Raw genomic sequence first — 25,916 nt, 5'->3', positions numbered from 1 at the left:
CGCCCTCCGGCCGCGAATCGGCTCGTCTTCCGTTGTGGCAGAGAGGGATACGGCCGGAAATCGCGGTGCAGTCGGGCAGCCGGGCCGACGGAACGGCCCCTAGCACGGTCGCGCAGGTAACCGGTTGGAGACCGATCGGTCACGCCAGGTCACACAATGCTTCCATTTCAGCCTGGCTCGGGCGGCAATGCGCACTCAGCGCGGCATCATTGCGATCATGCCTGAGCTGACACGCCGGGCGGTGCTGCGGGGAGCCGGCACCGGCCTGGGCGCCGCTGGCGTGTTCGCCTTGAGTGCCCTGCTCGATCCGGTCAGACCGGTGGCCGCGACGTTGCCGCAGGCTCCCGCGCCGTTCGAGCCATCGGCGGCGAGCAGCAACCTGCCGACCAGGATCACCGGTTCGTTCGTCTCGGCCGCCCGCGGGGGGGTGAAGACGAATTACGTGATCGCGTTGCCGCCGGGGCAAACCGGCATGCTGCGCCCGGTGATCGCGCTGCACGGCAAGGACGGCGACGCGAACATGATGCTCGACTGCGGTGTCGAGAAGGGCCTGGCCCAGCTGGTCAAGGACGGCAAGCCGCCGTTCGCGGTGGTGGGCGTCGACGGCGGCAGCGATTCCTACTGGCACAAGCGGGCCGACGGCACCGACTCCGGTGCGATGGTGCTCGACGAGTTGTTGCCGATGCTCTCGTCGATGGGTTTCGACACCTCGCGGGTGGGTTTCCTGGGCTGGTCGATGGGCGGCTATGGGGCGCTGCACCTGGGCGCCCGGCTCGGGCCGGCGCGGACCGCGGGGATCTGCGCCATCAGCCCGGCCTTGTACACCTCGTTCGCCGAAACCGCCCCGAAGGCGTTCGACAGCGAAGACGACTGGACGAAGAACAGCGTGCTGGGTGTGCCGGCGCTGTCGCAGATTCCGCTGCGCGTGGATTGCGGCACCTTCGATCGGTTCTATCCCGCCACCCGGCAATTCGTGAACCAGCTGAAGACGCCGCCCGCGGGCAGCTTCACGATCGGCGGCCACGACATGGTCTACTGGCGGCTCCAGTTGCCCGGCGAACTCGTCTGGATGGCGACCTAGGGAGAAGCGATGACGAAAATTCGCCCGAACTCGTCGGCGTGTGCGCGAGCGGAAATGAACTTCTGGTCGCCGAGGAACGTCATACTAGGGAAGGGTTTTGGGAGGTTTCGGGGATGACTCAGCTGCTGCTGGTCTGCATTGCAGCCGCCACTCCCGTCGCCGGTTTCGGCTTGCTGAACTTGCAAGCCCGCCTCGAGCGATGGGACTACGAGCGCCACGCCGAGGACTGAACCGCCCCAGGGTCAGATCGACAGCTGCGTACGGATCAGCGGCGCGATCTTGTCCGCCATGTATTGATGCCCCGCGTCGTTCGGGTGCACGCCGTCCGCGCCGATCAGATCGGGCCTGCCGACGAACCAATGCTCGGCGATCGGGTCCACCCACGTCGCCCCCACGGACGCGGCCGCGCCGAAGAGCGCGTCGCGCACCTGCAGCATGGGCAGGGGCACATCGGCGGTCGGCCACGGCGGCCCGATCACCAGGAACCGTGCGGACGGCGCCAGCCGCCGGGCCAAATCGAATGTGCTGCGGGCCCTTTGGCCGACCACGAACGGATCGACGGTCTCGTCGTTGCGGGAGCCGAAGAACACCACCAGCACGTCGTCGCCCTGGACGGCCCTGCCGGTCAGGTCCTCGAAGACGCTGCCGTGGTCACCCGGCATGCCGTAGCCGGCCCTGCCCTCGGCCGCGACGTCGGCCGAAATCCGTTCGCCCCGCGCGGCGAGCCCGTCCCAGGCCCTCGCGGGCCATGACCTCGGCCCGATCCCGCCCTCGCCGGTGCCGGTGGTGTAGGAGTCCCCGATGACGGCGAGGTGATTCAACCGGAAATCCAGCGTCAAGGTGTCGTACGTACGCACCTGGGCCGGATAGGCGATGCCGACGCCCACCAGAAACGCCAGGCCGATGACGAAAGTGGCCAGACGACTCACTACTACCTCCCCTCCCACGGCATCGTCATGTGCCACTGCATTGTCATCGATTATCCGGCTTGCGCCTGGGCGCCGCGGCGTCCGTCACACCGCGCGGGCCGAAATCGCTTCCCGCGAACGGTCGATCGGATGCACCTTGCCGCTCGGCGGCTCGTCGGGCTCGCTTCTCGCGGTGACGGCTTTGACGTCGACCATTTTGCGCATCCAACGGCGGGCGGGCTCTTCGACAAAGTGATACATCAGCACCGAGATGACCACCGCGATGGCAAGCAGCCCAATGACATTCCATTTCCACGGATTGTCCTGCGGCCGCAGCTCGAACTGCTCGACCGACCATCCCCAGGCGGTGTGCACCAGCTCGTGAACCATGTACAGGCAGAACGAGATCTGCCCGCCGTAGACCATCAACCGCGTTGAGAGCACCCGCGGCAGGCTGCCCACGCCGATCGCCAGCGTGATCACCAGCGGGATGAACAGGATGTCAACCACCCCGCCGCTGTCGTTCTCCACCACACCCGAGATCGGGTGCGCGTCAAACCAATACAGGATGCCCACCATCGCGGCCAGCACGAGCAGCGACAGGTACCCGGCGACGCGGCGGCCGCGGTCGGTCAATCGCAGCCGGCGCACGGCGGCGCAGGCCAGCGCGCCGGCGGTGAACTGCGTGACGATGCGGGGCAGCCAGCTCCAGGGCGTGTAGAAGTGGCCGCTGGCCAGCAGCATGACCACCGGCGGCAACGCCGCCGCGAAGGCCAGCACCATCAGGCTGCGCGCCCGGGTCGCCTGCTTCATCCGCAGGATCACCAGCACCAGGAAGCCGAACAGCAGGTAGGCCAGCCACTCGGCACTGATCGACCAGGCCGGCCCGTCCCAGCTGGAATCGTCGAAGAACGGCACGAACCACAGCTGCACCAGCAGGATCTGGCGGACGTAGCTCATGGCGGTGAGCCCGGCGGCGTCGGGCGAAGGCACGTGGCCGACGTGCAGGGTGAAGATCACCCACAGCGCGGCGAGGTGCAGGGTGACCAGGTATACCGGCCACACCCGGGCCAGGCGCAGCCACAGGAAGTGCAGTGTCGCGCGCGTCGACCAGGACCGGCCCATCTTCTCGAGGTAGTTCCACGTCAGCACGAATCCGCTGAGGATGAAGAACAGGTCGACGCCCTGGGCGCCGCAGTTGAGCACCGGGGCCAGGGCGTCACGGAAATCGGGCCCCACGTCGCCCAGCATCGGCCGGAAATGGAACAGCACGACCCACAGCGCGGCGATGATGCGCAGTCCCGTCAGGGCCTTGATCTCTCCCCTGATCTCTGCGCCGCGCACAAATGCTCTTTCTGCCTGGACTCTGCCGTTCGCCTGCCAACTCGGCCCACCGGGCGACCACGCGGTTTCACCGCCCCCGCCGCGCAACCGGTAGCCCTGGCAGCCTAGCAGCGCGATAGCCCCGACGCGCGGACGGTTGTGGTGTGGCACGCGGTCTTTCGGCGAGGATTTCCCACGCCACAGGTTTGCTCGGGGACCGCGAAAATGGCGGCGAAAATCGCTTCTTACCGAACCGTTAGGTGCGGCTTTCCCCCTCCTTAACCTTGCGGATTAGCGTCGGGAGACATAGCGAACGCCACGGAGAGCGAGGGGTGTTCATGACGATCGCCGACATCCTGACGCGCGAGCAAAACGGCATCTTCCGCTGCGGCGGCGCCTGGGTCCGGGCCCACCGCCGCCAGCTGGCGACCGTGGTGACGATTCGGGGTGAAATCGACGCCGTCAATGCCGAACAGGTCGGCGACCACATTCGGCGTTTCATCCTCGGCGAGGACCACGTGGTGCTCGACATGGGCGAGGTGAGCCAATTTGCTCCGGCGGGCCTTTCGCTCTTGCAAAGCTTCGACGAGGATTGCCGCGCGGAAGGCGTGCAGTGGACCCTGGTCGCGAGCCCCGCGGTCGCCGAGCTCCTGGGTGACGACGGCGATTTCCCCTACGCGCTATCGGTGCACGAGGCGCTGCACGACGTGGCCGACGCCATCGCCACGCGCCGCCGGTTGGCTTTGCCGCTGATCAAGACGTCTTAGCGCGCCGCGTACGGCGCTGCCTGGCGGTCCCGACCACCGCCAGCACCCCCGCGCTGGTCAGCAGCAGCAGGGTCAACAACAGCAACTGCGGGTCGTACACCAACGACGTGGTGAACGGCTGCCCGTCGGCGATCGGGGCGACCGCCACCGTGTGGTGCGAACGAAACCAGCTCACCGCGGCGCCCGCCAGCGCCGCACAGGCGGCCGCCAGTTCGATCACGGCCCTGGTGCTCCAGGAACGGGTGCTCACTGTTCGGTGCCGGCGTCGTCGTCGGCGATGTCGGATCCGGCCGGTTCCACCCGCTCCTGAACCAGCGGGGTCAGCGCCGCCCGCAGCTCGCGGTGTCGACGCGCCCACGCCTGCGCGTAGCGATCCCCGGTCAGCTTGAGACCGATGCCGATCCGGCCGCGGGGCACCCCGACCAATTCGCCGAGGGCGCGCGCCGACTGCCACCGCGCCAGCTCCTTGCCGGAGGCCTCGTGGTTCTCGGGTTCGGGATAGACCTTGAGGATCTCGCGCACCAGGATGGTTTCGGTGCCCTGGCGCAGGGCGTCCTCGGTGAGCTCCACCGAGACGTGGATGCGTGCCGCCTTCACCTGCAACCCGACGAACCCCGACACCAGCACCAGGAAGATCACCGGAATCAGGAACGACACCGGGGCGCCGCTCCAGACCTCGATCAGGATCATCGCGCCCGCGGCCACCGGACCCCACAGCACCCATATCCAGCTGGCGCCCGATTCGTGGAACAACGGCTTGGGTTCGACGTCCCTGCCTGTAGTCATCGCAAGCCCCATCTCACGAAAGCCAACCGGCCACGTCCGCGGCCCAGTACGTCAGCACGATATCGGCTCCGGCGCGGCGAATGCTCGTCAACGACTCGAGCGCCGCGACGCGTTCGTCGATCCAATTATTCGCGGCCGCAGCGCAAATCATGGCGTACTCGCCGGATACCTGATAGGCGGCCACCGGCACGGGCGAGACGTCCGCCGCGGCGGCCACCACGTCGAGGTAACCCAGTGCGGGTTTGACCATCAGGATGTCCGCGCCTTCGTCGAGATCCAGCCGGATCTCGCGGAGCGCCTCGCGGAAGTTGCCCGGCTCCTGCTGGTAGGTGCGCCGGTCCCCGGACAGGCTGGAACTGACCGCCTCGCGGAACGGCCCGTAGAACGCCGACGCGAATTTCGCGGCGTAGGCCAGGATCACGACGTCGGTGTAGCCCGCGGCGTCCAGGCCGTCGCGTATCGCCGCCACCTGGCCGTCCATCATGCCGCTCGGCCCCACCACGTGTGCGCCCGATTCCGCTTGTGCCACAGCGAGTTTCACGTACCGGGCCAACGTGGCGTCGTTGTCCACCCGGCCCCTGGCGTCCAGCACGCCGCAGTGGCCGTGATCGGTGAACTCGTCCAGGCAGGTGTCGGCCATCAGGACCGTCGCGTCGCCGAGATCCTTGGCCAAGTCCCGCAGCGCGAGGTTGAGGATGCCGTCGGGGTCGGTGCCGGCCGACCCGGTCGAGTCCTTGTCCTCGTCTCGGGGCACACCGAACAGCATCAGCCCGCCCACCCCGGCGGTGACGGCATCGGCGGCGGCGCTGCGCAGCGAATCGCGGGTGTGCTGCACGACGCCGGGCATGGAAGGGATGGGTCGCGATTCCGATATACCGTCGGCGACGAACATCGGCAGCACCAAATGCCTTGGCTCCAAAGACGTCTGCGCCACCAAGCGACGCATCGCGGGGGTGGAGCGCAGCCGGCGCGGGCGCTGCCGCGGATAAGCCATTGGCTAGCTCCTTTTGCGGCGACCCACTAGCGCCTGCGGCTCTTCTTGCGCGGTGGCGGCAGCGCGCCCTCGGCGCGCAACCGCGCGGCGTGTTCGGCCAGCGCGTCGACCAGCGGACCGACGGCGGCCGTCTCCGGCTGGACGTCCACCCGCAAACCGAACTCGGCCGCGGTCTCGGCGGTCTTGGGACCGATGCAGGCGATGATCGTCCGTGCGTGCGGCTTGCCGGCGATGCCGACCAGGTTGCGCACCGTGGAGCTGGAGGTGAAGCACACGGCGTCGAAACCGCCGGTCTTGATCATCTCCCGCGTCTCCGCCGGCGGCGGCGCGGCCCGCACGGTCCGGTAGGCCGTGACATCCTCGATCTCCCAACCGCGTTCGCGCAGCCCCTCGGCCAGCGTCTCGGTGGCGATGTCGGCCCGCGGCAACAGGACCCGGTTCACCGGGTCGAAAATGCTGTCGTAGGGCGGGAAGTCGTCCAGCAGACCCAGCGACGACTGCTCGCCGGCGGGCACCAGCTCGGGGCTGATGCCGAACGCGCGAACCCGGTCGGCCGTCGACTCGCCCACACAGGCGATCTTCACGCCCGAGAACGCGCGCGCGTCCAGACCGAACTCGCCGAACTTCTCCCACACCGCGCGCACCGCGTTGGTGGAGGTGAAGACCACCCATTGGAACCGGCCGTCGACCAAGCCCTTGACGGCCCGCTCCATCTGAGCGGGGCTGCGCGGCGGCTCGACGGCGATGGTCGGCACCTCGATCGGCAGCGCGCCGTAGGACGTCAGCCGCTCGCTCATCTCGCCGGCCTGGTCCTTGGTGCGCGGCACCAGCACGGTCCAGCCGTACAGGGCCCGGCTCTCCCACCAGTTCAGCTTCGCCCGGCTGGCCACCGTCTTACCGATGGTCACCACCAGCGGCCCGGTCAGCGGGCCGGCCGGGTCCGTCCCGCCCAGCACGGCGGAGTCGGTCAGACCGCCCAGCGTCGTCTCGATCGACCGCTGCTGGCAGGTGGTGCCGTGCGCGGTCACCACGCACGGGGTGGTCTCGGCCAGCTCGTGCTCGATGAGGGTGCGCGCGGCGTCGGCCAGATGCGAGGTGGTGGCCTGCAGGATCAGCGGGCCGGGCGCCGCGGCCAGAGCGTCCCAATCGACGTGTGGGTCGCGCACGTCGGCGACGGTGTGCGACGAGCCCAGCGGGAGCCCCGCGTAGGTGGGCACGGCGCCGGTGGGGGCCAGGCCGGGCACGATCTCGAGGTGCAGGTGGCTGCGCGCGACGGCGTTCACCTCGGTGATGACCGCGTCGACCGTCAGCGGGTCGCCGGCCACCAGCCGCACCACATCGGCGCCGGCGCGGGCCTCGGCGGTCAGCGTCTTGGCCACCTCGGCGGGCTCGCCGAGGGCCGGACGCACATCGGGGCCGGCCGATATCACCGCGGGTTGGTCCGGGCCGGTGGCGGCGTCACTGTTGCCGGCCGGGGCATCGGCGGGTGCCGGGCCGGAAACCGGTGGCAGGTCCTTGCCGATCAGCGCCAGCACCGCCTCCGGCACGTCGGGGTCGGTGAACACCAGGGCGGCGTTCGCCAAAACCGTGGCGGCCCGGGTGGTCAAGAGTCCCGGATCGCCGGGCCCGGAACCCACGTACGTGATGCGGCCGGGTCTCGGCTTACGCCCTCGCGTCGTCATTGTCGCTCCCACGTCACTCGCAATTAATTTCCTCGTGCAGGGTCCTGCCGCGCCTCGGCCATGAGTTCTCGGGCGCCGAGTTCGAACAACTCTGCGGCGACCGAGACCCCCAGCTCTCGCGCCCGGTCGGCGGAGCCGATCCCGGATGCGCGGATCACGTCGGACCCGTCCAGCGCCGCCACGCAACCGCGCAGCGACAGCTCGTCGAAGACCCGGCCGTCCTCATCGATGGACTCGACCACCTCGGCGATCGCGCCCACCGGTGCGGAACAACCGGCCTCCAGTTCGGCCAGCAGGGCTCGCTCCGCGGTGACCGACGCGCGCGTGTCGGCGTCGTCCAACTCCGCCAGCACCGCCGCCAGATCGTCACCGGCGCGGCATTCGACGGCGAGCGCGCCCTGAGCCGGTGCTGGCAACATCTGCACCGGCTCTAGCGTCTCGGTGACATCGTCGAGGCGACCGAGCCGGGCCAGTCCGGCCCGAGCCACCACGATCGCGTCAAGATCACCACTGCTTACCCTGTTCAACCTGGTATCTAGGTTGCCTCGTAGGGGGCGGATTTCCAAACCGAGACCCAATGCTCTAAGCTGCGCCGCCCTGCGCGGGGACGACGTGCCCACCAGCGAACCCGGCGGCAACTCCCCGAGCACCAGCCCGTCGCGGGCCACGACCACGTCGCGCGGGTCGTTGCGCGGCGGTATCGCCGCGATGGTGAACCGCGGGTCGTCCGCCGTCGGCAAATCCTTGTGCGAGTGCACCGCGGCGTCCACCCGGCCGTCGTCGATGGCCTCGCGCAGCGCGGTCGTGAAGGCCCCGACGCCCAGGGTCTCGATGGGCGCCGACGAGCGGTCACCGGCGGTGGTGATGATCACCAACTCCGCGGGGTGGCCGTTGGCGATCAAGGCGTCCCTGACCACGCCGGCCTGGGTGGTGGCCAAGAGGCTGCCCCGGGTGCCTATCCGGATCACGTTCGCCAATCGGCTACTCGGCCACTTCTTGGGTTCCGGCGTCGAATCCCGTTGACACAACGGGCAATTCGCCCGCGGCGACGGCGGCCACCGAGTCAATGGCGGTCTGGTCGAGTTCGAAGAGTTCGCGCAACGCCTCGGCGTAGCTGTCGCCGCCCGGGGCGCTGGCGAGTTGTTTGATCCGCACGGTGGGCGCGTGCAGCAGCTTGTCCACCACCCGTCGCACGGTGCGCGCCACCTCCTCGCGCTGGGCGCTTTCCAGGCCGGGCAGCCGGTTGTCCAGCCGCAGCAGTTCCGCCTCCACCACGTCGGCGGCGCGCTGGCGCAGCGCGGTCACGGTCGGGGTGACCTCGGCCATCCGCTGCCCCGCCAGGTAGGCGGCGAGTTCGGCCGCCACGATGTGGCGCGCGGCGTGCACATCGGAGGCGGCGGCGTGCGCCGACGGCTCGTGCTGCACGCGATCCACGTCGACCACCCACACCCCCGGCAAGCCCGCGACCGCGGGGTCGACGTCGCGCGGCATGCCCAGGTCGCAGATCACCAGCGGACGCGTCGACTCGTCGCGGCGCGCGGCGGCCAGCGCGTGGTGCACGTCGGCGAGGGTGACCACCGGGCTCACCGCGCCGGTGCAGCTGACCATGACGTCGGCGTCCGCCACCGCCTCGGCCAAGCGGTCGAGTGACATCGCGTCGGCCTGCACACCCGATTCGCGGATCTTGCGGGCCAGCCGCTGCGCCCGGGACGACGACCGGTTCAGCACGTGCACGTGCCGGATGCCGGCCCGGGTCAGGTGGGCCGCGGCCAGGGCGCCCATCGCGCCGGCGCCGACCAGCGCGGCGGTCTTGCCCTCCAGGCCGCCCAGCCGGCGCTCGGCCATGTCGAGGGCGACCGACACCACCGAGGCGCCGGCGGCGTCGATGGCGGTCTCGGAGTGCACCCGCTTGCCCACCGAAAGCGCCCGCTGGGCCAGTTCGTGCAGCACCCGGCCGACGGTGCGATTGGTTTCCGCGGTGGCGTACGCGCGGCGCACCTGGCCGAGCACCTGCTGCTCACCCACCACGGCCGAGTCCAGCCCGCTGGCCACCGCGAACAGGTGCTCGACGGCGGCCTCGCTGTAGCGGACGTACGCGTATTTGGTCAGGTCCCCCATCGACATTCCGGAGTGATCCGACAGCACCTGCCCGATCGCGGCCAACCCGCCGTGGAACGCGTCCACCACGGCGTAGACCTCGACCCGGTTGCACGTCGAGAGCACCATCGCCTCGGTCACCAGCGGCGACTGCAGCACCCGGTCGACGATCTTGCCCTGATCGGATTCGTCGATGGTGAGCTGTTCCAGGACGGAGACCGGCGCACTGCGGTGCGAAACCCCGAAAAGCAAGACGCTCACGGCAGCATCACCTGGCCAGCTCCCTTGCTTTCTCCAGTAATTGAACTGGTTTCCACGGTAATCGTTTAACAGGTGGGCTACCAAATAATTGCCCGGTGGCCCTCATCTCCCGAGATCCGCGCGCAGCCGCGCCTCGTCGATATCCCAGTAGCTGTGCTCGCGGCCGTCGAGCAGGATCACGGGCAGCCGGTCGCCGAACTCCGCCCGCAGCGCCGGGTTGCCCGCCGCCGCGGCGGCGTCGACGTCGGTGGTGGAGAGCTCGAAGCCCAGCTCGGCCGCCAGTTCGCCCAGCCGGGCATGCACCCGCTCGCAGATGGTGCAGCCGTCGCGGGTCAGGAGTTCCACCCGCGGGCGGCCGGTCGCTTCGGTCATGGGCACCAGTCTGGCATCGGTGACTTGTGGGCCTATTTACCAGGCGTTATGTTCCGCTCATGGCCGAGGCGACAGTGCGGGTTGATCCCGCGGTGATGCGGGGCGCCGCCACATCGCTCAGCAGTGCGGCCGAGCAACTTTCGGGCCAGCTCGCCCAGCTGGACGATCAGGTGGGACGGTTGTTGGGCGGCTGGCAGGGCGCGTCGGGCACCGCGTACGGGGCGGCGTGGGAGCTGTGGCATCGGGGCGCCCGCGAAGTGGAGCACGGGTTGTCGATGCTGGCGCACCTGGTGGGCGAGGCCGGCGGTGCGTATGCGGGTAACGAGGCCCGGTCGGCCCAAGCGGAGCGGGCGGTGCGTGGTGGCTGAGGCGTTTCGGGTGGATCCGCAGGCGTTGGCCGATGCGGTGCAGCGGATGGCGGGCTTTCAGCGCTACGCCGAGGACATGATCGCCGAAATCGATTCGCGGGTAACGCATTTGCACGCCGTGTGGACGGGCGAGGCCGCAGCGGCCCACGCCGAGGCGCACCAGCACTGGGTGCGCGGCGAGGCGATGATGCGCGAGGCGCTGGCGCAACTCGAGAAGGTGGCCACGACCGCGCACGGCAACTACACGGGCGCGATGTCGACGAATCTCGGCATATGGTCGTGAGCACATGGCGCCGCTGGCGTGTGAGGACCGGTTTGTCGACCATCGCGCACCTCCGCGACTGAGTGCAAAGAGACTCCGCTCGGCGCCTTCGGCTGCGCCTCCCCCACCCCCCGCCGGATAGGGTTGAGTACCGGGACCCACTGGGTCGCCAGGCAACACAGCGATCTAGGAGGTTTGGCGATGACTTCCTCTGACCCGGTCAACGGCGACGTCAGTCGCGCCGACTTGGAATCGCTGGCCGCCGACGCCAGCGCCGCCCGCGCGCTGGAGGGCCTGCAGGCCGAGACCGCCGGCGAGGACCGCCCGCAGCCGCCGATCGACCTGACCGCGGCCGCCTTCTTCGACGTCGACAACACCCTGGTGCAGGGCTCCTCGGCGGTGCACTTCGGTCGCGGGCTCGCGGCGCGGAACTACTTCACCTATCGCGACGTGCTCGGCTTCATCTATGCCCAGGCCAAATTCCAGGTCCTCGGCAAGGAGAACAGCAACGACGTCGCCGCCGGCCGCCGCAAAGCGCTCGCCTTCATCGAGGGCCGATCGGTCGAGCAGCTGGTGGCCCTGGGTGAGGAGATCTACGACGAGATCATCGCCGACAAGATCTGGCCCGGCACCCGCGAACTCACGCAGATGCACCTCGACGCCGGCCAGCAGGTCTGGCTGATCACCGCCACCCCGTACGAACTCGCGGCGACCATCGCGCGGCGGCTCGGCCTGACCGGCGCCCTGGGCACCGTCGCGGAGTCGGTCGACGGCGTGTTCACCGGCCGGCTCGTCGGCGAGATCCTGCACGGCACCGGCAAGGCGCACGCCGTGCGATCGCTGGCCATCCGGGAGGGGCTCAACCTCAAGCGCTGCACGGCGTACTCCGACAGCTTCAACGACGTGCCGATGCTCTCGCTGGTGGGCACCGCCGTCGCGATCAACCCCGACGCGCGCCTGCGCACCCTGGCGCGCGAACGCGGTTGGGAGATCCGCGATTTTCGCACCGCCCGCAAGGCCGCGCGGATCGGGGTGCCGTCGGCGCTGGCGTTGGGGGCGGCCGGTGGCGCACTGGCCGCGGTGGCATCCCGGCGGCAATCGCGCTGATAGGCTGCGCCGCTGAGACCTATTCGAGCGGAGAGCGACAGCGGTATGACAATCCCCAAGGGAGCCGAAGGGCTCATCGGCAGCCATTACCGGGCGCCGGATTACTTCCTCGTCGGCCGCGAGAAGATCCGGGAGTTCGCGCTCGCCATCAGCAACGACCATCCGACGCACTTCAACGAGGCCGACGCCACCACGGCCGGGTACGACGGGCTGGTCGCCCCGCCCACATTCCTCGCCATCGCGGGTCGGCGCGTGCAGCTGGAGATCTTCACCAAGTTCAGCATCCCGATCAACATCGCGCGGGTCATGCACCGCGACCAGAAATTCAAGTTCCACCGGCCGATCGTCGCCGGGGATAGGCTTTACTTCGACACTTATCTAGACTCGGTCATTGAGTCCCATGGCGCCGTGATCACCGAGATCCGCAGCGAGGTCACGGACGCCGAGGGCAAACCGGTGATCACCAGTACAGTCACGATGCTGGGAGAAGCCGCCCACCACGAAGCCGACCACGAAGCCACCGTCGCGGCAGTCGCGTCAATCTCAGCGGGAAAGTAGGTTCGAATCCATGACGTCACAGGGGGAAACGGGCAGCACCCAACTGAAGCCGCCGGTCGAGAAGGTTCGGTCGCACTACGACAAATCAAACGAATTCTTCAAGCTTTGGCTTGACCCGTCGATGACGTACAGCTGCGGTTACTTCGACGAGAATCCGGACCCGCAAAACCTGACCAAGACGCTCGAAGAGGCGCAGTACGCCAAGCGCAAGCTCGCCCTCGACAAGCTCAACCTGGAACCGGGCATGACGCTGCTCGACATCGGCTCCGGGTGGGGTTCGACGATGCGGCACGCCGTCGACGAGTACGACGTCAACGTCATCGGCCTGACGCTCAGCGAAAACCAGTACGCCCATTGCGTGGCCGAGTTCGAGAAGATGGACAGCCCGCGCCGCAAGGAGGTGCGGATCCAGGGCTGGGAGGAATTCCCCGGCGACGTACCTATCGACCGCATCGTGTCGCTGGGAGCGTTCGAGCACTTCGCCGACGGCGCCGGTGACGCGGGATACGAGCGGTACGCCACCTTCTTCAAGAAGTACTACGACCTGCTGCCCGACGACGGCCGCATGCTGCTGCACTCGATCGTGGTGCCCAGCGCCGAAGAGGGCAAGAAGATGGGCCTGCAGGTGAACATGACCCTGCTGCGGTTCATCAGCTTCATCCTCAAGGAGATCTACCCGGGCGGAAAGCTGCCCCAGGTCGACCTGGTCGACAAGTACGCGACGGACGCGGGCTTCAAGATCGAGCGACACCACTTCATCGGCAAGAACTACGTGCCGACGCTGACGGCCTGGGGCGATGCCCTCGAGGCGCACAAGGAAGAGGCGATCGCCCTGAAGGGCCAGGAGACCTACGACATCTACCTGAAGTACCTGCGGGGCTGCTCGGACCTGTTCCGCGACGGCTACACGAACGTCTGCCAATTCACGATGGTCAAATAGTTCGAGCGACAAACGCCCCGGAAGCCGTTGGCTCCGGGGCGTTTTCGCGTCGGCGAAGCCCGGAAAGCGAAACGGGCCGGGCCGGGAAACGAAGCTCAGCCGAAGAAGATGTTGCGCCTGCCGGCGAGCAACCGGTACAGCGTCTGCTGGATGGTCTCGCGAACCTGGTCGGTCACCTCGAAGGTGACCATCGGGTCGTCGGCGTCGGAGGCGGCGTAGTCGCTGGTGTAGATCGGCTCGCCGAACGCGATGCGCCACTTCGAGGGCAGCGGGACCAGGCCCGCCGGCCCCGCCAGTGGGAACAGCGGCGTGATCGGGAAATACGGCAGGCCGAACAGTCTGGCCAGCAGCTTCACATCGGTCAGCATCGGGTAGATCTCTTCCGAACCGATGATGGAGCACGGGATGATGGGCGCCTTGGTGCGCAGCGCCGCCGTGACGAAGCCACCTCGGCCGAAGCGCTGCAGCCGGTAGCGGTCCTCGAAGCGCTTGCCCAGTCCCTTGTAGCCCTCGGGGAACACGGCGGTCAGTTCGCCGGCGGCGAGCAGCCGGTGCGCGTCGGTGGTGCAGGCCATGGTGTGGCCCGCCTTGCGGGCGGCTTCGCCCACCACGGGCAGGTCGAACACCATGTCGGCGGCGAGCAGCCGCAGGTCCCGCTGCGCGGGATGCTCGTCATGAACCGCCACCGACAGCATCAGGCCGTCGAACGGCAGCACGCCGGCGTGGTTGGCCACCACCAACGCGGCCCCCTCACTGGGCAGGTTCTCGACGCCGCTGACCTCGACCCGGAACCACGACCGGAAGAAGAACCGGAGCAACGGCCGGACGATCGCGCTGTTGAAGTGCGGATCGAAGCCGAACTCGTCGACGCTGTAGTCGCCCGTGATCCGCTGCCGCAGGAAGCCGGCCACCGCGGCGACCCGCTGCGCGAGTTCGTTGAGGGGTACGTCGGCCGAGCCGGCGCCCGTGCCGCGGCGGTGCTCGTCGATCTCGCGAACGACGGCGGCGATCTCTTCCGCCGACGCCCTACCGTGCGGGTCCGAAAGCAAGGAAGGATGCTGGCCAGCCGACTCCGCGCGCTGATCGGATCTCCGACGCGCCGCTACCCGACCCCGATTCGTGTGCAGTGGAATGACATTCGCTCTGGTTTCACCCGCCACGATTCCTACCTGACCCCACCCCACGAACTTGGATTTCGGCTACCCCAGCGCTGGGCTAAGGATATGGCGCGACTTTCCAAGGAGCGTACCCGATGCGGGTCGATAATGGGAGTCATGCCACGGCCGCGGACGTAGTCGTCGAACGCCTCGGCCGTCGTCCATTTCGGCTGGTAGCCGAGTTCCGTCCGCATCCGGGTGGTGTCCATGACCCGGCCGTAACTCAGGTAGGCGAATTGGTCGCGGCTGATCTCGTTGTAACGGTTAGCCCGTCTCAGTGAATCCAGCGCCCAGACGCCAAAACCGGGCACTGGCAACGGAATACGGCCAGCCCGGCGGATCGCCTGCGACAGCATGATGATGCCCTCGGCGCCGACGTTGAAGGTGCCGGCCTTGCCGGCCATCGCCGCGCGCTCCAGCGCGCCCAACGCATCCTGCTCGTGCAGCAACTGCAGCCGCGCGTCGCGGCCGAACATCGTGGGCACCAGCGGCCCGGCCAGGTAGCGCGACAGCGTGGTGTCCATCGCCGGCCCGATCATGTTAGCCAAGCGAAGGATCGTCACGGCGATGTCGGGCCGGCGCCGCCCCAGGCCGCGGGCGTAGGCCTCGATGTCGAGGCTGTCCTTGGCGAAGCCGCCGCGCAGGGGCCGACGACTGGTGCTGTCCTCGGTGAACATCACCGGATCGTGCGCGCTGGAGCCATACACCTCCGACGTCGACTTGAGCACGACGCGGCGCACGGAAGGCGCCTTCTGACAGGCCGCGAACAGCTGCATCGCGCCCATCACGTTGATTTCCTTCAGCGCCGCGGTGCCGCCGGAGCGGGGCGCGTACGAGGCGGCCGCCGCGTGTACCACCGTGTCGACATCGCCGTTGCGAATCACCTTGGCTATGAAGGGATTACGGATGTCGGCCCGAACGAACTCCGCGCGGCCCATCCGGCGCAGCATGTCTTTGCTGGGCGCGATCGCGTCCACCGCGATGACCGCGTTGATCATCGGATTCTGCGCGAGCCGAGCGGTCAGGTAGCCGCCCAGGAACCGGCACGCCCCGGTGACCAGCACAACCTTGGGGTAATGCACCGTGTTGCTCGCGGTGCCGCCGGTTCCGGCGCCATCCCCACTCGACTGATCCACCCAAACAGCCTATCGACTCTTCAGAGACCGCAGCAGGACGCCGCGGGCGGGCCCTACTTACCGAGTTTTCTGCGCTGCACCCGGGTGCGGCGCAACAACTTGCGGTGCTTCTTCTTCGACATGCGCTTGCGCCGCTTCTTGATTACTGAACCCATGAACTCCGCTATCTGACCCGTGACCTGCTTGCTCCGATTGACCCGGACACTTTACCCGGCGGGACGCACCGAACACCAAACCGGCGTCGGCGTCCGCAGCGGAGCGCATGGCCGGCCGCGCGCAGTCAGCGGGCGGCCGGTTTCGTCTCAGCCCGCGTCGAAGTAGGACGTCTCCAACATGTCGTGCACCGCCTTGGCGTGCACGCGGAAAGACCGCCCGACGCGGACCGCGGGCAGCTCGCCGTTGTGCACCAGCCGGTACACCGTCATCTTGGAGACCCGCATCAACGCCGCCACCTCGGCGACGGTCAAGAACTGTGTCCTGCCCTGCTGGCCCTCGCCGGAACCGGTGTCCCGCTTACCAGCAGAATCGCGCGCCGATGGCCCGTTCGTAGACGTCATCGCAACCCAATCGTGTCAGGCACCCGCAATGCCAGCGGCTTCCCCTCCGCTGGCACCCACACGTGCATACAAAGAGGAGAATAGCGGGACTAATGGGGTTACTGGTACTGGTGGGGGACAATCAGTTCAAAAATCTTGGATTACTCCGATGTAATTCTTAGCTGCTCAGAGCGCATTTTGGCGGCCTGAACCGCCGCATCCACGGCCGCCCGCAGGCCGCCCCGTTCCAGTTCGCGCAGCCCGGCGGCGGTGGTTCCCCCGGGTGAGGTGATGGTGGCCCGCAGCTGGGTCGCGGTGGCGTCCACCCGCAACCCCGGCGCCTCCCCCTCGGCAGGTCGCCGCTCGGCGTCCATCCGTTCCAGCAGCATGGCCGCCGACCCGGCCATGGTCTGCGCGGTCAGGTCGGTGGCCACCTCGCGGCTCAGACCGGCGGCCACCCCGGCGTCCACCAGGGCCTCGACCATCAAGAAGAAATAGGCCGGGCCCGACCCGGAAAGCGCGGTCACCGCGTCCATCTGGGCTTCCGGCACGGTCAGCACGCCGCCGACGGAGTCGAACAGGGCCGAGACCCCCTCGAGCTGCGGGACGGTGACGAACCGGCCCTTGGCCAGGGCGGTCACCCCCGCGCCGACCAACGCCGCCGCGTTGGGCATGGCGCGCACCACCGGCGTCCCGGCGGGCAGCTTCGACTCGAAGTACGAGAGGCCGATTCCGGCCGCGACGGTGACGAACACCTGCTCGGCGCTGTCGGTCTCGGCCGCGGCGGCCGCCTTGGCCAGCTCCGCCATCACCGGCTCGACATCGCCCGGCTTCACCGCCACCACGACGAAGGACGCGTTCTCCACCGCGTCGGCCACCGAGGTGATCAGCACCGAATAGGTGGCTGCCAGATACTCGGCGCGCTCCGGAACCCGCTCGGCCACCACCAGGTCTTTGACCTGCCGTCCCGCGCGCAGCAGACCCGACAGCAGTGCCTCCCCGATGCTGCCGCCACCGATGATCGCGATTCTTGCCATGCCCGACAGCATCGCAGACACCGGCGGCTACCCGGCGGCAGGGACCAGCGCCAGTTGGCGGGCCTGCACGACGAGGCGGCCCAGACTGTCGACGACGGTGTGGTCCTCGTCGAACCAGTCATGACCGATTTCGGTGCAGGTCGCGATGATCCGGAGCCACCCGTCGGCGGGCAAGCCGCGCAGGAAGGCGCTCAGCTGGACGGTGGGCGCCCAGCCGGTGCGCTCCACCGCGAAGGTCACCGGCGCGGACAGGTCTCCGCACATCAACGCGAACAGCGCGTCCGGCGCCACGCCCCGGGGGCGCGCCCACATCTGGATCACCGGCGGTCCCCCGTCGGCCGTCGGCCCGAGCGTCGACAACACCGGTCGCACGTCGCAGCCCTCGCCGAGGTGCACCAGGCCGGCCAGCGGGTGGCCGGGCCCGATCGGCGCGACGTCGTCGGGCGGCTCAGGCGCCATCAGGCCCACCACCGGGTTGGCCGACAGCAACGGCTTGGCGTCACCGTCGGGCGGAAAGTGCTCCGGCTCACCGAGGTTGACCACGGCGTGCACCGCGGTGCGGTCGCCCTGGGTGAGCTCGACGTCGACCACGCTGATCCGCCGGCCACGCTTGCGGATCGAGGTCACCAGCCGCATCGGCCCCGGGTCGGGGGCCCACAGGAAGCTCGCCGACACCGCGACCGGCTGCTGGGCCGCCTCGAAGCCGGCCGACGGTCCGCCGCAGGCGCTGCGGGCGGCGTTGGCGCACAGCGCCAGCATCGCGCCGCCGTACACCTTCGGGCCGATGGTCCAGTGCTTGTTGAGCTCGCCTTCAAAGACGCCGGGGTCAACCTCCCGCAATGCCATCGCGGTGGTGAATAACGCGTTCATGGTCTCCTGGATTGATCAGCGCAGCAGGTGCGTGCGGGCGAACTGCAGCGATTCGGCGAGCATGCTTTCGCGCTCGTTGGCCGAACGCGCGCTGGACGTGGACACCTCCAGGATGACGTGGCCGCCGAAGTGGCTGCCGGCCAGCATCTGGCAGACCTCCGCGGTGGGCTGGGTGCCGTGCCCGGGCACCAGGTGCTCGTCGGCGGGCAGACCACTGCCGTCGCACAGATGCAGGTGGACCAGCCCGTCGCCCATCCGCTGGGCCATGTCCAACGAATCGCTGCCCGCGGTCGCGGTGTGGGACAGGTCCAGGGTGTAGTGCGCGTGGTTGCCGTCCAACGGGTCGTAGGAGGGCGCGAACGCCGAGATGGCCGGGCCCGGGCCGCCGCCACGCCGGCGCATCCGCTCCAGCGATTGGCCCGATCCGAAGAACCGGTCCGCGCGGAACGGGAACATGTTTTCCACCGCGACCATCACGTCGCTCGAGGCCTCCAGCGCCGCGACCTGCTCGCTGAAGCCCTCGGCGTAGCGCCGCTGCCAGCGAAACGGAGGGTGCACGACGACGGTCTGCGCGCCGAGCTGCTCGGCGGCGCGCACGCTGCGGTCCAGCTTGGGGATCGGGTTGGCGCCCCACACCCGTTGCGAGATCAGCAGGCAGGGCGCGTGCACGGACAGCACCGGTACCCGATAGCGCCGGGACAGTTTGGCGACGGCGTCGATGTCCTGACTGACCGTTTCGGCCCACACCATCAGCTCGACCCCGTCGTAGCCGAGCCGGGCGGCGTACTCGAACGCGGCCTCGGCCCGCAATGGGTACACCGAAGCCGTTGAGAGTCCGACTTTGATAGCTGGGCGCAACGGTCTGTGTGGTCCCGGGTCCGCCTAGCCCGACTGCAGCGACAGCGCCAGGGGGCCCAGGGTGATCAACGCCCCCACCGCGACCGCGATCAACGTGCTGGCGATGTCCTCGGTCTTGCGCACCACCCGGACGCCGACCACCAGGCCCAGGATCACCAGCACCGAGAGCACCAGGGCCACGATGCTGTTCCAGCGCCACAACTGGTCGAAGGCGACGAACAGTCCCGCGCCGAAAGCGACGGCCAGGATCGACTGGAACACGACCAGGCTGCCGCGCCAGATCCCCTCGAACCGGCCGGGCGCGTGGGTGTCGGTGGCCGCGTCCGCGTGCCTCGTCTCGTCGAGGTCCTCCTCGGGCACGTATCCGGCGGCCAGCGGGTCGACGTCCTCCTCGGCCTCGTCGGTCTCCGTCTGCAGGTAGGAGCGCACGTACGCGGAATCCTCCTGCGCGGTTTCGGCCTCGCGCACCTCCGAATCCATCACGTCGACCGGGAGGTCGCTGTAATGGTCCAGCGGGTCGGGATTCATGTCCTCGGCGCCGGATTGGCCCGTGCCGTTCGTCGCCTCGGCATGGCTCAGCGGGCGCGGGTACTCGCTGCGCTCCGGTCCGGACGGCTTCTTCGGCTGCGACTTGGGCCAGCGCGGCTCCGGCTGCGACCAGTACGCGGTGGCGGGCTTGGCTTCGGTTTGCTGCTGCGGGGCGGTGGCGACGGGTTCGGCGCTCGGTTGCTCGGCGGTGCGGGGGTCCTCGTCGTCGTCGGAGATGACCGGAATCTCGCCGGTCAGCTCGGCGACGGTCACCGCGTCGCTGTCACCGCGCCGGCGGCGGCGCCGCCGGGTGACCGCCGGGGCGCCGATGGTTCCATTCCTGGCCAGAAGTTCGGCCACCGAGATCGGCCGAGTGCCCGCGCTCTCGGTCTCGGAGTGTGGTCCGGTCATGCTTTGTCGCCTCTCGATCGGTTGCCGTCCCGATCACCTGCCTGGCCTCCAGCATCGCGCACGGATCGCTTCATGAGGGGCGTTCCGTCGGCTTCGCTGTCGAGTTTGCGCAAGATGAGACCTTCCCGTAATGCCCACGGGCAGATATCCACCGATTCGATCGACAGCGCTCGCATACTCGCCTCCGCCACCAGCGCACCCGCCACGATCTGCGGCGCCCGCTCGGCGCTCACTCCTTCCAGTTCTGCCCGGTCGGCGGTCGTCATCCTAGAGATGAAAGATATGAGTTGCCTGAGGCCGTTTGCTGTGAGCGTCCGCTTCACCCGCGGCCCGTCGGCCGACGGGGCCGCACCGGTGAGCCGCGCCAGCGAGCGAAACGTCTTCGACGTCGCCACCGCCAGGTCCGGAGCGCCGGCTTCCAGCATGGTCACGGCGGACTCGGCGAGCTCGGCGTCCAGCCAGTCCCGCAGCATCCCCACCCGGCGCCGCCCGGGTGGGTCGTCGGGCAGCCACTCGCGGGTCAGCCGGCCGGCGCCCAGCGGCAGCGACAGCGCCACCTCCGGCTCCTCGTCGACGCCGCTGGACATCTCCAACGAGCCGCCGCCGATGTCGAGGTTGATGATCCGCCCCGCGCTCCACCCGTACCAGCGGCGCACCGCGAGGAAGGTCAGCCGCGACTCATCGACCCCGCTCAGCGCCTCCAGTTCGACGCCGGTTTCCTTGCGGACGCGGGTCAGCACGTCGTCGGAGTTCACCGCGTCGCGCAGCGCGGAGGTCGCGAAGGCCATCAACTCGGCGCAGCCGGAGCTGTCGGCGATCTTGGCGAACTCGTCGATCGTGGAGATCAGCTTCTCGGCGCCGCGCTTGGTGATCTTGCCCGAGCTGTCGATCGACTCGGCCAGCCGCAGGGTGGCCTTCGTCGAACTCATGGGCGTGGGATGCCCACCACGGTGCGCATCAACCACCAACAGATGAACTGTGTTGCTGCCCACGTCGAGAACGCCCAATCGCACGGAAAACAACCTAGTCGGATATGGGCGGACCCCGCGTGCGGGCCGCAAAGGAAGTTGCCGACGATGTTCGGTCGGGCCCCGAGTGTCAGCGGGTCGAAGAGCCGGATGCGTCGTCTAACGTGGACGCCGTGGCGAATTCCTACCCTGAGCCGGGACAAGAGGTCGAGCTGGACTTCGCCCGTGAATGGGTGGAGTTCTACGACCCGGACAATCCGGAGCACCTGATCGCGGCCGACCTGACCTGGCTGCTGTCGCGGTGGACGTGCGTGTTCGGCACCCCCGCCTGCCACGGCACGGTGGCGGGCCGCCCGGACGACGGCTGCTGCTCGCACGGGGCGTTCCTGTCCGACGACGACGACCGCGCCCGGCTCGACGACGCGGTGCGGCACCTGACCGACGACGACTGGCAATTCCGCGAAAAGGGCTTGGGCCGCAAGGGATACCTGGAACTCGACGAGCACGACGGGCAGGCCCAGTACCGCACCCGCAAACATAAGGACGCCTGCATTTTCTTGAACCGGCCCGGCTTCCCGGGGGGTGTCGGGTGCGCGCTGCACAGCAAGGCCCTCAAGCTGGGCGTGGCGCCGCTGACCATGAAGCCCGACGTCTGCTGGCAGCTGCCGATCCGGCGCAGCCAGGAGTGGGTGACGCGGCCCGACGGCACCGAGATCCTCAAAACCACTGTCACCGAATACGATCGGCGCGGCTGGGGTTCCGGGGGCGCCGACCTGCATTGGTACTGCACGGGTGACCCGGGCGCCCACGTCGGCGCCAAGCAGGTGTGGGAGAGCATGGCCGACGAGCTCACCGAGTTGCTCGGCGCCAAGGCCTACGCGGAGCTGGCGGCCATGTGCAAGCGCCGCGCCAAATTGGGCCTCATCGCGGTTCATCCCGCGACTCGCCTCGCGGAATAGCCTCGGTTTTGTTGTAGGACAACACCATTCGCTGCGCGCTGGCGTGCAGGTACGCCTCGACGGCCGCGGCGGCCCCCGCTTCGTCGCCCGCCAGCACGGCCTCGGTGATCGCGGTGAGCCCGGCCACCACCGGCGCGGCGTCGTCGTACGCCGCGGTGAGCTGGTGCTCGCGGCCGCCGAAGGCGTGCTCGACCCAGCGATAGAGCAACCCCAGCGCGCGGTTGCGGCTGTGGTGGATGAGCACCCGGAAGTAGGCGAGGTCGGCGGCCTGGCGCGCCGCAGCGCTGTCGGCCTCAACGACCGCGGCCAGCGCGGCGCGCAGCGTCTCGGCATCCTCGGGGGCGCGCCGTCGCGCCGCCGATCGCCCGATCAACGGCCCCAACGCCGCCCGGATCTCGAACAGCTCCACCAAAAACTCCGGCCCCAGCTTGCGCACCAGCGCCTCGACCACCGCGGGGTGGGTGAGCCCCTGCGGGTCGGAGACCACGTTGCCGCTGCCGTGCCGGGCCTCGATCAGGCCCATCTGCTGGAGCCGGGCCAGGCCCTGGCGCAGCGACGTGCGGTTGACGCCGAGCTGTTCGGCCAGCTCGCGCTCGGGCGGCAGGGCCGAGCCCGGCGGAAACGCGCCGTCGAGGATCGCGTCGGTGATCGACGCGGCGATCTGTTCGTCGACGCGTTGACGGTCCGGCGGACGCAGCGGATTTGACTGGTTCATTGGCTCAACCAATATAGTGGATTAACCCTCGGGAGGTTGAGCAATGGACGGCGACACGCAATCGGCGGCGAATCCACGCTGGCGCGGCAAGGCCGGCCGCCTGGAAGTGTGGTACGCCACCCTGTCGGATCCGGCGACGCGCGCCGGGCTGTGGGTGCACTGCGAGACGGTCGCCCCGCTCGCCGGCGACGCCTACGCGCACGGCTGGGCCACCTGGTTTTCGCCCGAAGGCCCGCCCCGCACCGAGCGGTTCGGTCCCGCGCCCACCCGGCCCGCCAGCGGGTCCTGGTGGTTCGACGCCGAAGGCGTCCGGGTGGGCGACGGGCAGCTCAGCGGACGCGCCGGGTCGCTCGCCTGGGACCTGGCGTGGACGGACACCGGCGCACCGCTGTGGACGTTTCCCCGCGCGGCCTGGGACCGCGAGCTGTTGCCGGGCGCCCAGGTCGTCATCGCCCCCACCGCCGACTTCACCGGCTCGCTGACCGTCGGCGGCACCGCGGCGCGCATCGACGGCTGGCGTGGCGGCGTCGCGCACATCTACGGGCACGGCAACGCCAAGCGCTGGGGTTGGGTCCACGCCGACCTCGGCAACGGCGACGTCATGGAAGTTGTTGCGGCGGTCTCCAATAGGCCGGGGCTGAACAAGCTGGCTCCGCTGGCGTTCGTGCGGTTTCGCATCGACGGAAAGGATTGGCCCGCAAGCCCTTTGCCGTCGCTGCGGATGCGGACGACCCTTGGGCTGGCGCACTGGCAGCTGGAGGGCCGCATCGGCGGCCGTCGGGTCCTGATCCGCGTGGACCAGCCCGCGGAGCGGTGCGTGAGCCTGGAGTACACCGACCCCGACGGCGGAAAAGCGGTGTGCACCAACACCGAACAGGCCGACGTCCACATCGAGATCGACGACCGGCGGTGGTCGGTGCTGGGCACCGGGCACGCCGAAGTGGGCCTGCGCGGCCGCGCGGCACCCGAGGTCAACGAAAGGATCCTTTCATGAGCTTTCTGCTCGACCCACCGCTGCTGTTCGCCTCCGGCCTGCTGATCGAGCGGCGGCTGCCCGCCGAGCAGCGCGCCGCCGCCGAGGCCGCCACGCTGGGCGTCTTCTTCGGCGGCTCGTTCGGCTTGTACAACAACGTCCCCGGACTGGGGGTGCTGTGGCGGCCGTTCCGCGCCCGCAACGGTCGCGACTTCATGTGGAACAGCGGGGTTTTCCGCGTCAACACCGCCAAAGCGGACTGGCCCCTGCACGCGGCGGCCGCCGCCATCTTCGCCACCTATCCGTTCTTCATCAAGCTGGGCCGCCGGCTCGCGCGGACGACATGAGCCTGGTCGCCTCGTTCGGAACCGCCCTGCTGCCGGAGGAGCACGGCGGCCCGACGCCCCCCGAGCTGACCGGCCGTGTCGAGCGCTACCTGCGGCAGCTGCCCACGACATCACGCGTGGCCGTGCGCGCCGGGTTGTTCACGCTGGCCGCGGCGAGCTACGCCACCACCGGCCGGCCATTGTCGCGGCTCGGCCCCGACCGCCGGGAGCAGGTCCTGCGCCGGGTCGCCGCGCTGAGCCCGGACGCCGGCGCGGCCGTCGAGGCCATGAAGGCGATCGTGTTGCTGGCCAACGGCGCGGAAACCTATGCGACGGAATTGATTTCGCACGCCGGCCAGCACGCGACCGCCCGGCCCGACGCCGCGCTGAACATCGTGTCGTCGGCCGCTGAGGCCTCCGTCGTCACCGCCGACGCGGTGATCGTGGGGTCGGGCGCCGGCGGGGCGATGGCGGCCCGCGCGCTGGCCCGGGCCGGCCTGGACGTCGTCGTCCTCGAGGAGGGGCGCCGGTGGACGGTCGAGGAATTCCGCACCACCCACCCGATCGACCGTTACGCCGGGCTGTACCGCGGCGCGGGGGCCACCGTCGCCCTGGGCCGCCCCTCGGTGGTGCTGCCCATCGGCCGGGCGGTCGGCGGCACCACGGTGGTGAACTCCGGCACCTGCTATCGCCCGCCAGCGGCCGTGCAACGGCGGTGGCGCGACGAATTCGGGCTCGCGCTGGCCGATTCCGACCGGCTGGCCGCGCGCCTGGACGACGTCGAACGCACGCTGCGGGTCGCCCCGGTGCCGCTGGAGGTCATGGGCCACAACGGGCGGCTGCTGCTGGAGGCCGCCGCCACGCTGGGCTGGCGGGCGGCGCCCATCCCGCGCAACGCGCCGGGCTGCGAGGGCTCCTGCCAGTGCGCGATCGGCTGCCCCCGCAACGCCAAGTTCGGCGTGCACCTCAACGCGCTGCCCGAGGCGTGCGCCTCGGGCACGCGGATCATCTCCCACGCCCGCGTCGAGCGGGTGCTGCACGGGCACGGGCGCGCACGAGGGGTGCGCGCCCGCCGGCCCGACGGCACCGCGCTGGACGTGCTGGCCGACACGGTCATCGTGGCGGCCGGCGCCACCGAAACGCCGGGGTTGTTGCGGCGCAGCGGCTTTGGCTCGCACCCGCGGCTCGGCCGCAACCTGGCGCTGCATCCGGCGACCATGCTCGCGGGCCGCTTCGAGGACGACGTGGTGGCCTGGCACGGCGTGCTGCAAAGCGCCGCGGTTCACGAGTTGCACGAGTCGCACGGCGTGCTCATCGAAGCGACCTCCACCCCGCCGGGGATGGGCTCGATGGTGTATCCGGGCTACGGTGCCGAGCTGCTCGGCTGGCTGGATGCGGCGCCCCGGGTGGCGACGTTCGGCGCCATGGTGGCCGATCGCGGTGTCGGCTCGGTGTCCACGGTGCGCGGCGAGACGCTGGTGCGCTACAACATCGCGCGCGCCGACGTCGGCAAGCTCGTGGTGGCGCTCGAGGCGATGGGCCGGCTGTTGTTCGCGGCCGGGGCGAGCGAGGTGCTGACCGGTTTGCCCGGCGCGATGACGGTGACGTCGCTGCCCGCCCTGCAGGATGCGTTGCGGCGCAGCGACCCGAGAAGCCTGCACCTGGCGGCTTTTCATCCGACGGGCACGGCGGCCGCCGGCGCCGACGATCAGCTCTGCCCGGTCGACGAGACGGGGCGGCTGCGCGGCGTGGACGGGGTGTGGGTGGCCGACGCCTCGATCCTGCCGAGCTGCCCGGAGGTCAACCCGCAGGTGTCCATCATGGCGCTGGCGCTGGGCGTGGCCGACGAGGTGATCCGCGCCCGCTGATCGTGTGTGCGGCCGGGGCTTTGCGGGTGCATCCTGGGCGGGAAATCGGCGAGATCTGCGCCCTCGGC

30 protein-coding genes are annotated in these 25,916 nt (G+C 69.5%); 11 read left to right on the top strand and 19 right to left on the bottom strand.

Translation table 11 applies throughout. The features are described from left to right. Positions 1-217: 217 nt before the first annotated feature. Entirely contained in the window at positions 218-1,081 is an 864-nt protein-coding gene (locus A5680_RS17750) for an alpha/beta hydrolase (RefSeq protein ID WP_369827675.1), read from the top strand. Between the two features lie 242 nt (positions 1,082-1,323). Here the strand turns inward: A5680_RS17750 and A5680_RS17745 are convergent, their stop codons facing one another. Both A5680_RS17745 and A5680_RS17740 read right to left on the bottom strand, forming a co-directional pair. Beyond that, positions 1,324-2,010, bottom strand: coding sequence for a GDSL lipase (locus A5680_RS17745; RefSeq protein ID WP_055404577.1), 687 nt, complete (start codon positions 2,008-2,010; stop codon positions 1,324-1,326). An 84-nt stretch (positions 2,011-2,094) separates the two neighbouring features. Next, the gene (locus tag A5680_RS17740) at positions 2,095-3,333 is read right to left on the bottom strand and encodes an acyltransferase (protein ID WP_055404576.1); all 1,239 of its coding nucleotides are present in this window, start codon (positions 3,331-3,333) and stop codon (positions 2,095-2,097) included. A 317-nt stretch (positions 3,334-3,650) separates the two neighbouring features. Here A5680_RS17740 and A5680_RS17735 point away from each other — a divergent pair, with 317 nt between their 5' ends. Beyond that, entirely contained in the window at positions 3,651-4,079 is a 429-nt protein-coding gene (locus A5680_RS17735; RefSeq protein ID WP_067821883.1) for an STAS domain-containing protein, read from the top strand. Here A5680_RS17735 and A5680_RS17730 read toward each other — a convergent pair. The 7 genes from A5680_RS17730 to A5680_RS17700 all read right to left on the bottom strand — a co-directional run bounded on the left by A5680_RS17730 (position 4,066) and on the right by A5680_RS17700 (position 10,271). Further along, positions 4,066-4,329, bottom strand: a complete 264-nt coding sequence (locus tag A5680_RS17730) for a hypothetical protein (RefSeq protein ID WP_067821633.1) — start codon at positions 4,327-4,329, stop codon at positions 4,066-4,068. The genes A5680_RS17735 and A5680_RS17730 overlap by 14 nt on opposite strands. Then, positions 4,326-4,865 carry a DUF3093 domain-containing protein gene (locus A5680_RS17725; protein WP_067821880.1) on the bottom strand — a complete coding sequence of 180 codons (540 nt, stop codon included), beginning with the start codon at positions 4,863-4,865 and terminating at the stop codon, positions 4,326-4,328. The genes A5680_RS17730 and A5680_RS17725 overlap by 4 nt, the downstream gene beginning before the upstream one ends. 13 nt (positions 4,866-4,878) lie before the next feature. Next, on the bottom strand, positions 4,879-5,859 hold the full coding sequence (gene hemB, locus A5680_RS17720) for a porphobilinogen synthase (RefSeq protein ID WP_082970409.1): 981 nt from the start codon (positions 5,857-5,859) through the stop codon (positions 4,879-4,881). 26 nt (positions 5,860-5,885) lie between these two features. Continuing rightward, positions 5,886-7,541, bottom strand: coding sequence for a uroporphyrinogen-III synthase (locus A5680_RS17715; RefSeq protein ID WP_055404574.1), 1,656 nt, complete (start codon positions 7,539-7,541; stop codon positions 5,886-5,888). Positions 7,542-7,564: 23 nt separating this feature from the next. Then, complete coding sequence (gene hemC, locus A5680_RS17710) at positions 7,565-8,509, bottom strand: hydroxymethylbilane synthase (RefSeq protein WP_055404582.1); 945 nt, start codon at positions 8,507-8,509, stop codon at positions 7,565-7,567. Between the two features lie 13 nt (positions 8,510-8,522). Further along, positions 8,523-9,899: a glutamyl-tRNA reductase gene (locus A5680_RS17705; RefSeq protein ID WP_067821631.1), complete on the bottom strand. Its 1,377-nt coding sequence runs from the start codon at positions 9,897-9,899 to the stop codon at positions 8,523-8,525. A 102-nt stretch (positions 9,900-10,001) separates the two neighbouring features. Then, entirely contained in the window at positions 10,002-10,271 is a 270-nt protein-coding gene (locus A5680_RS17700; protein WP_055404572.1) for a glutaredoxin family protein, read from the bottom strand. Between the two features lie 59 nt (positions 10,272-10,330). Here A5680_RS17700 and A5680_RS17695 point away from each other — a divergent pair, with 59 nt between their 5' ends. From A5680_RS17695 to A5680_RS17675, 5 genes are all read left to right on the top strand, one after another. Next, entirely contained in the window at positions 10,331-10,639 is a 309-nt protein-coding gene (locus tag A5680_RS17695) for a WXG100 family type VII secretion target (protein WP_067821629.1), read from the top strand. Further along, positions 10,632-10,922, top strand: coding sequence for a WXG100 family type VII secretion target (locus tag A5680_RS17690; protein WP_067821873.1), 291 nt, complete (start codon positions 10,632-10,634; stop codon positions 10,920-10,922). Before A5680_RS17695 ends, A5680_RS17690 begins: the two co-directional genes overlap by 8 nt. Before the next feature lie 180 nt (positions 10,923-11,102). After that, on the top strand, positions 11,103-12,008 hold the full coding sequence (locus A5680_RS17685) for an HAD family phosphatase (RefSeq protein WP_055404570.1): 906 nt from the start codon (positions 11,103-11,105) through the stop codon (positions 12,006-12,008). Between the two features lie 45 nt (positions 12,009-12,053). After that, the gene (locus A5680_RS17680; protein ID WP_067821626.1) at positions 12,054-12,566 is read left to right on the top strand and encodes a MaoC family dehydratase N-terminal domain-containing protein; all 513 of its coding nucleotides are present in this window, start codon (positions 12,054-12,056) and stop codon (positions 12,564-12,566) included. 10 nt (positions 12,567-12,576) lie between these two features. Next, complete coding sequence (locus A5680_RS17675) at positions 12,577-13,506, top strand: cyclopropane mycolic acid synthase family methyltransferase (protein WP_067821623.1); 930 nt, start codon at positions 12,577-12,579, stop codon at positions 13,504-13,506. A gap of 95 nt (positions 13,507-13,601) precedes the next feature. On the opposite strand, the gene A5680_RS17670 is transcribed toward A5680_RS17675, so the two are convergent. From A5680_RS17670 to A5680_RS17635, 9 genes are all read right to left on the bottom strand, one after another. Continuing rightward, positions 13,602-14,690, bottom strand: coding sequence for a lysophospholipid acyltransferase family protein (locus A5680_RS17670; RefSeq protein WP_156349652.1), 1,089 nt, complete (start codon positions 14,688-14,690; stop codon positions 13,602-13,604). Next, on the bottom strand, positions 14,672-15,799 hold the full coding sequence (locus tag A5680_RS17665; protein WP_067821620.1) for an SDR family oxidoreductase: 1,128 nt from the start codon (positions 15,797-15,799) through the stop codon (positions 14,672-14,674). Before A5680_RS17665 ends, A5680_RS17670 begins: the two co-directional genes overlap by 19 nt. A 53-nt stretch (positions 15,800-15,852) precedes the next feature. Next, positions 15,853-15,954 carry a 30S ribosomal protein bS22 gene (locus A5680_RS25370; RefSeq protein WP_003402602.1) on the bottom strand — a complete coding sequence of 34 codons (102 nt, stop codon included), beginning with the start codon at positions 15,952-15,954 and terminating at the stop codon, positions 15,853-15,855. A gap of 147 nt (positions 15,955-16,101) precedes the next feature. Then, positions 16,102-16,356, bottom strand: a complete 255-nt coding sequence (locus A5680_RS17660) for a cell division/environmental response transcriptional regulator (protein ID WP_046185670.1) — start codon at positions 16,354-16,356, stop codon at positions 16,102-16,104. Between the two features lie 140 nt (positions 16,357-16,496). After that, a complete protein-coding gene (proC, locus tag A5680_RS17655) occupies positions 16,497-17,372 on the bottom strand; it encodes a pyrroline-5-carboxylate reductase (protein ID WP_197285988.1) in 876 nt (291 codons plus the stop codon). Between the two features lie 27 nt (positions 17,373-17,399). After that, entirely contained in the window at positions 17,400-18,242 is an 843-nt protein-coding gene (locus tag A5680_RS17650; protein ID WP_067821617.1) for a thioesterase family protein, read from the bottom strand. A gap of 15 nt (positions 18,243-18,257) precedes the next feature. After that, positions 18,258-19,100, bottom strand: a complete 843-nt coding sequence (locus A5680_RS17645) for a sugar phosphate isomerase/epimerase (RefSeq protein ID WP_055403948.1) — start codon at positions 19,098-19,100, stop codon at positions 18,258-18,260. Between the two features lie 24 nt (positions 19,101-19,124). Beyond that, positions 19,125-20,039: a hypothetical protein gene (locus A5680_RS17640; RefSeq protein ID WP_055403949.1), complete on the bottom strand. Its 915-nt coding sequence runs from the start codon at positions 20,037-20,039 to the stop codon at positions 19,125-19,127. Further along, the gene (locus A5680_RS17635) at positions 20,036-21,052 is read right to left on the bottom strand and encodes a Ppx/GppA phosphatase family protein (protein ID WP_055403950.1); all 1,017 of its coding nucleotides are present in this window, start codon (positions 21,050-21,052) and stop codon (positions 20,036-20,038) included. Before A5680_RS17635 ends, A5680_RS17640 begins: the two co-directional genes overlap by 4 nt. Positions 21,053-21,171: 119 nt before the next feature. On the opposite strand from A5680_RS17635, the gene A5680_RS17630 reads away from it, so the two are divergent. After that, a complete protein-coding gene (locus A5680_RS17630) occupies positions 21,172-21,966 on the top strand; it encodes a hypothetical protein (RefSeq protein WP_055403951.1) in 795 nt (264 codons plus the stop codon). Here the strand turns inward: A5680_RS17630 and A5680_RS17625 are convergent. Further along, a complete protein-coding gene (locus A5680_RS17625; RefSeq protein WP_067821615.1) occupies positions 21,929-22,681 on the bottom strand; it encodes a FadR/GntR family transcriptional regulator in 753 nt (250 codons plus the stop codon). The two genes, A5680_RS17630 and A5680_RS17625, sit on opposite strands and share 38 nt — an antisense overlap. Before the next feature lie 43 nt (positions 22,682-22,724). On the opposite strand from A5680_RS17625, the gene A5680_RS17620 reads away from it, so the two are divergent. The 3 genes from A5680_RS17620 to A5680_RS17610 are packed head-to-tail and all read left to right on the top strand — an operon-like array spanning position 22,725 to position 25,848. After that, a complete protein-coding gene (locus A5680_RS17620; protein WP_067821612.1) occupies positions 22,725-23,675 on the top strand; it encodes a hypothetical protein in 951 nt (316 codons plus the stop codon). Continuing rightward, complete coding sequence (locus tag A5680_RS17615; protein ID WP_067821609.1) at positions 23,672-24,001, top strand: hypothetical protein; 330 nt, start codon at positions 23,672-23,674, stop codon at positions 23,999-24,001. The genes A5680_RS17620 and A5680_RS17615 overlap by 4 nt, the downstream gene beginning before the upstream one ends. Next, entirely contained in the window at positions 23,998-25,848 is a 1,851-nt protein-coding gene (locus A5680_RS17610) for a GMC family oxidoreductase (protein ID WP_067821606.1), read from the top strand. The genes A5680_RS17615 and A5680_RS17610 overlap by 4 nt, the downstream gene beginning before the upstream one ends. The last annotated feature ends 68 nt before the right edge of the window (positions 25,849-25,916 follow it).

This window comes from Mycobacterium sp. E2989 (assembly GCF_001667595.1).
In the GTDB taxonomy this organism is placed as follows: domain Bacteria; phylum Actinomycetota; class Actinomycetes; order Mycobacteriales; family Mycobacteriaceae; genus Mycobacterium.
The sequence above is the reverse complement of the archived record's forward strand: the minus strand, read 5'-3'. Positions and strand labels throughout refer to the sequence as shown.

Coding starts and splice junctions, on each gene's coding strand:
- A5680_RS17700 (WP_055404572.1), bottom strand. CDS start 10,271: ATGACCGAAGCGACCGGCCGCCCGCGGGTGGAACTCCTGACCCGCGAC.
- A5680_RS17660 (WP_046185670.1), bottom strand. CDS start 16,356: ATGACGTCTACGAACGGGCCATCGGCGCGCGATTCTGCTGGTAAGCGG.
- proC (WP_197285988.1), bottom strand. CDS start 17,372: ATGGCAAGAATCGCGATCATCGGTGGCGGCAGCATCGGGGAGGCACTG.
- A5680_RS17725 (WP_067821880.1), bottom strand. CDS start 4,865: ATGACTACAGGCAGGGACGTCGAACCCAAGCCGTTGTTCCACGAATCG.
- A5680_RS17640 (WP_055403949.1), bottom strand. CDS start 20,039: ATGACCGGACCACACTCCGAGACCGAGAGCGCGGGCACTCGGCCGATC.
- A5680_RS17625 (WP_067821615.1), bottom strand. CDS start 22,681: ATGAACCAGTCAAATCCGCTGCGTCCGCCGGACCGTCAACGCGTCGAC.
- A5680_RS17750 (WP_369827675.1), top strand. CDS start 218: ATGCCTGAGCTGACACGCCGGGCGGTGCTGCGGGGAGCCGGCACCGGC.
- A5680_RS17685 (WP_055404570.1), top strand. CDS start 11,103: ATGACTTCCTCTGACCCGGTCAACGGCGACGTCAGTCGCGCCGACTTG.
- A5680_RS17735 (WP_067821883.1), top strand. CDS start 3,651: ATGACGATCGCCGACATCCTGACGCGCGAGCAAAACGGCATCTTCCGC.
- A5680_RS25370 (WP_003402602.1), bottom strand. CDS start 15,954: ATGGGTTCAGTAATCAAGAAGCGGCGCAAGCGCATGTCGAAGAAGAAG.
- A5680_RS17615 (WP_067821609.1), top strand. CDS start 23,672: ATGAGCTTTCTGCTCGACCCACCGCTGCTGTTCGCCTCCGGCCTGCTG.
- A5680_RS17650 (WP_067821617.1), bottom strand. CDS start 18,242: ATGAACGCGTTATTCACCACCGCGATGGCATTGCGGGAGGTTGACCCC.
- A5680_RS17675 (WP_067821623.1), top strand. CDS start 12,577: ATGACGTCACAGGGGGAAACGGGCAGCACCCAACTGAAGCCGCCGGTC.
- A5680_RS17715 (WP_055404574.1), bottom strand. CDS start 7,541: ATGACGACGCGAGGGCGTAAGCCGAGACCCGGCCGCATCACGTACGTG.
- A5680_RS17610 (WP_067821606.1), top strand. CDS start 23,998: ATGAGCCTGGTCGCCTCGTTCGGAACCGCCCTGCTGCCGGAGGAGCAC.
- A5680_RS17680 (WP_067821626.1), top strand. CDS start 12,054: ATGACAATCCCCAAGGGAGCCGAAGGGCTCATCGGCAGCCATTACCGG.
- hemB (WP_082970409.1), bottom strand. CDS start 5,859: ATGGCTTATCCGCGGCAGCGCCCGCGCCGGCTGCGCTCCACCCCCGCG.
- A5680_RS17620 (WP_067821612.1), top strand. CDS start 22,725: ATGGACGGCGACACGCAATCGGCGGCGAATCCACGCTGGCGCGGCAAG.
- A5680_RS17695 (WP_067821629.1), top strand. CDS start 10,331: ATGGCCGAGGCGACAGTGCGGGTTGATCCCGCGGTGATGCGGGGCGCC.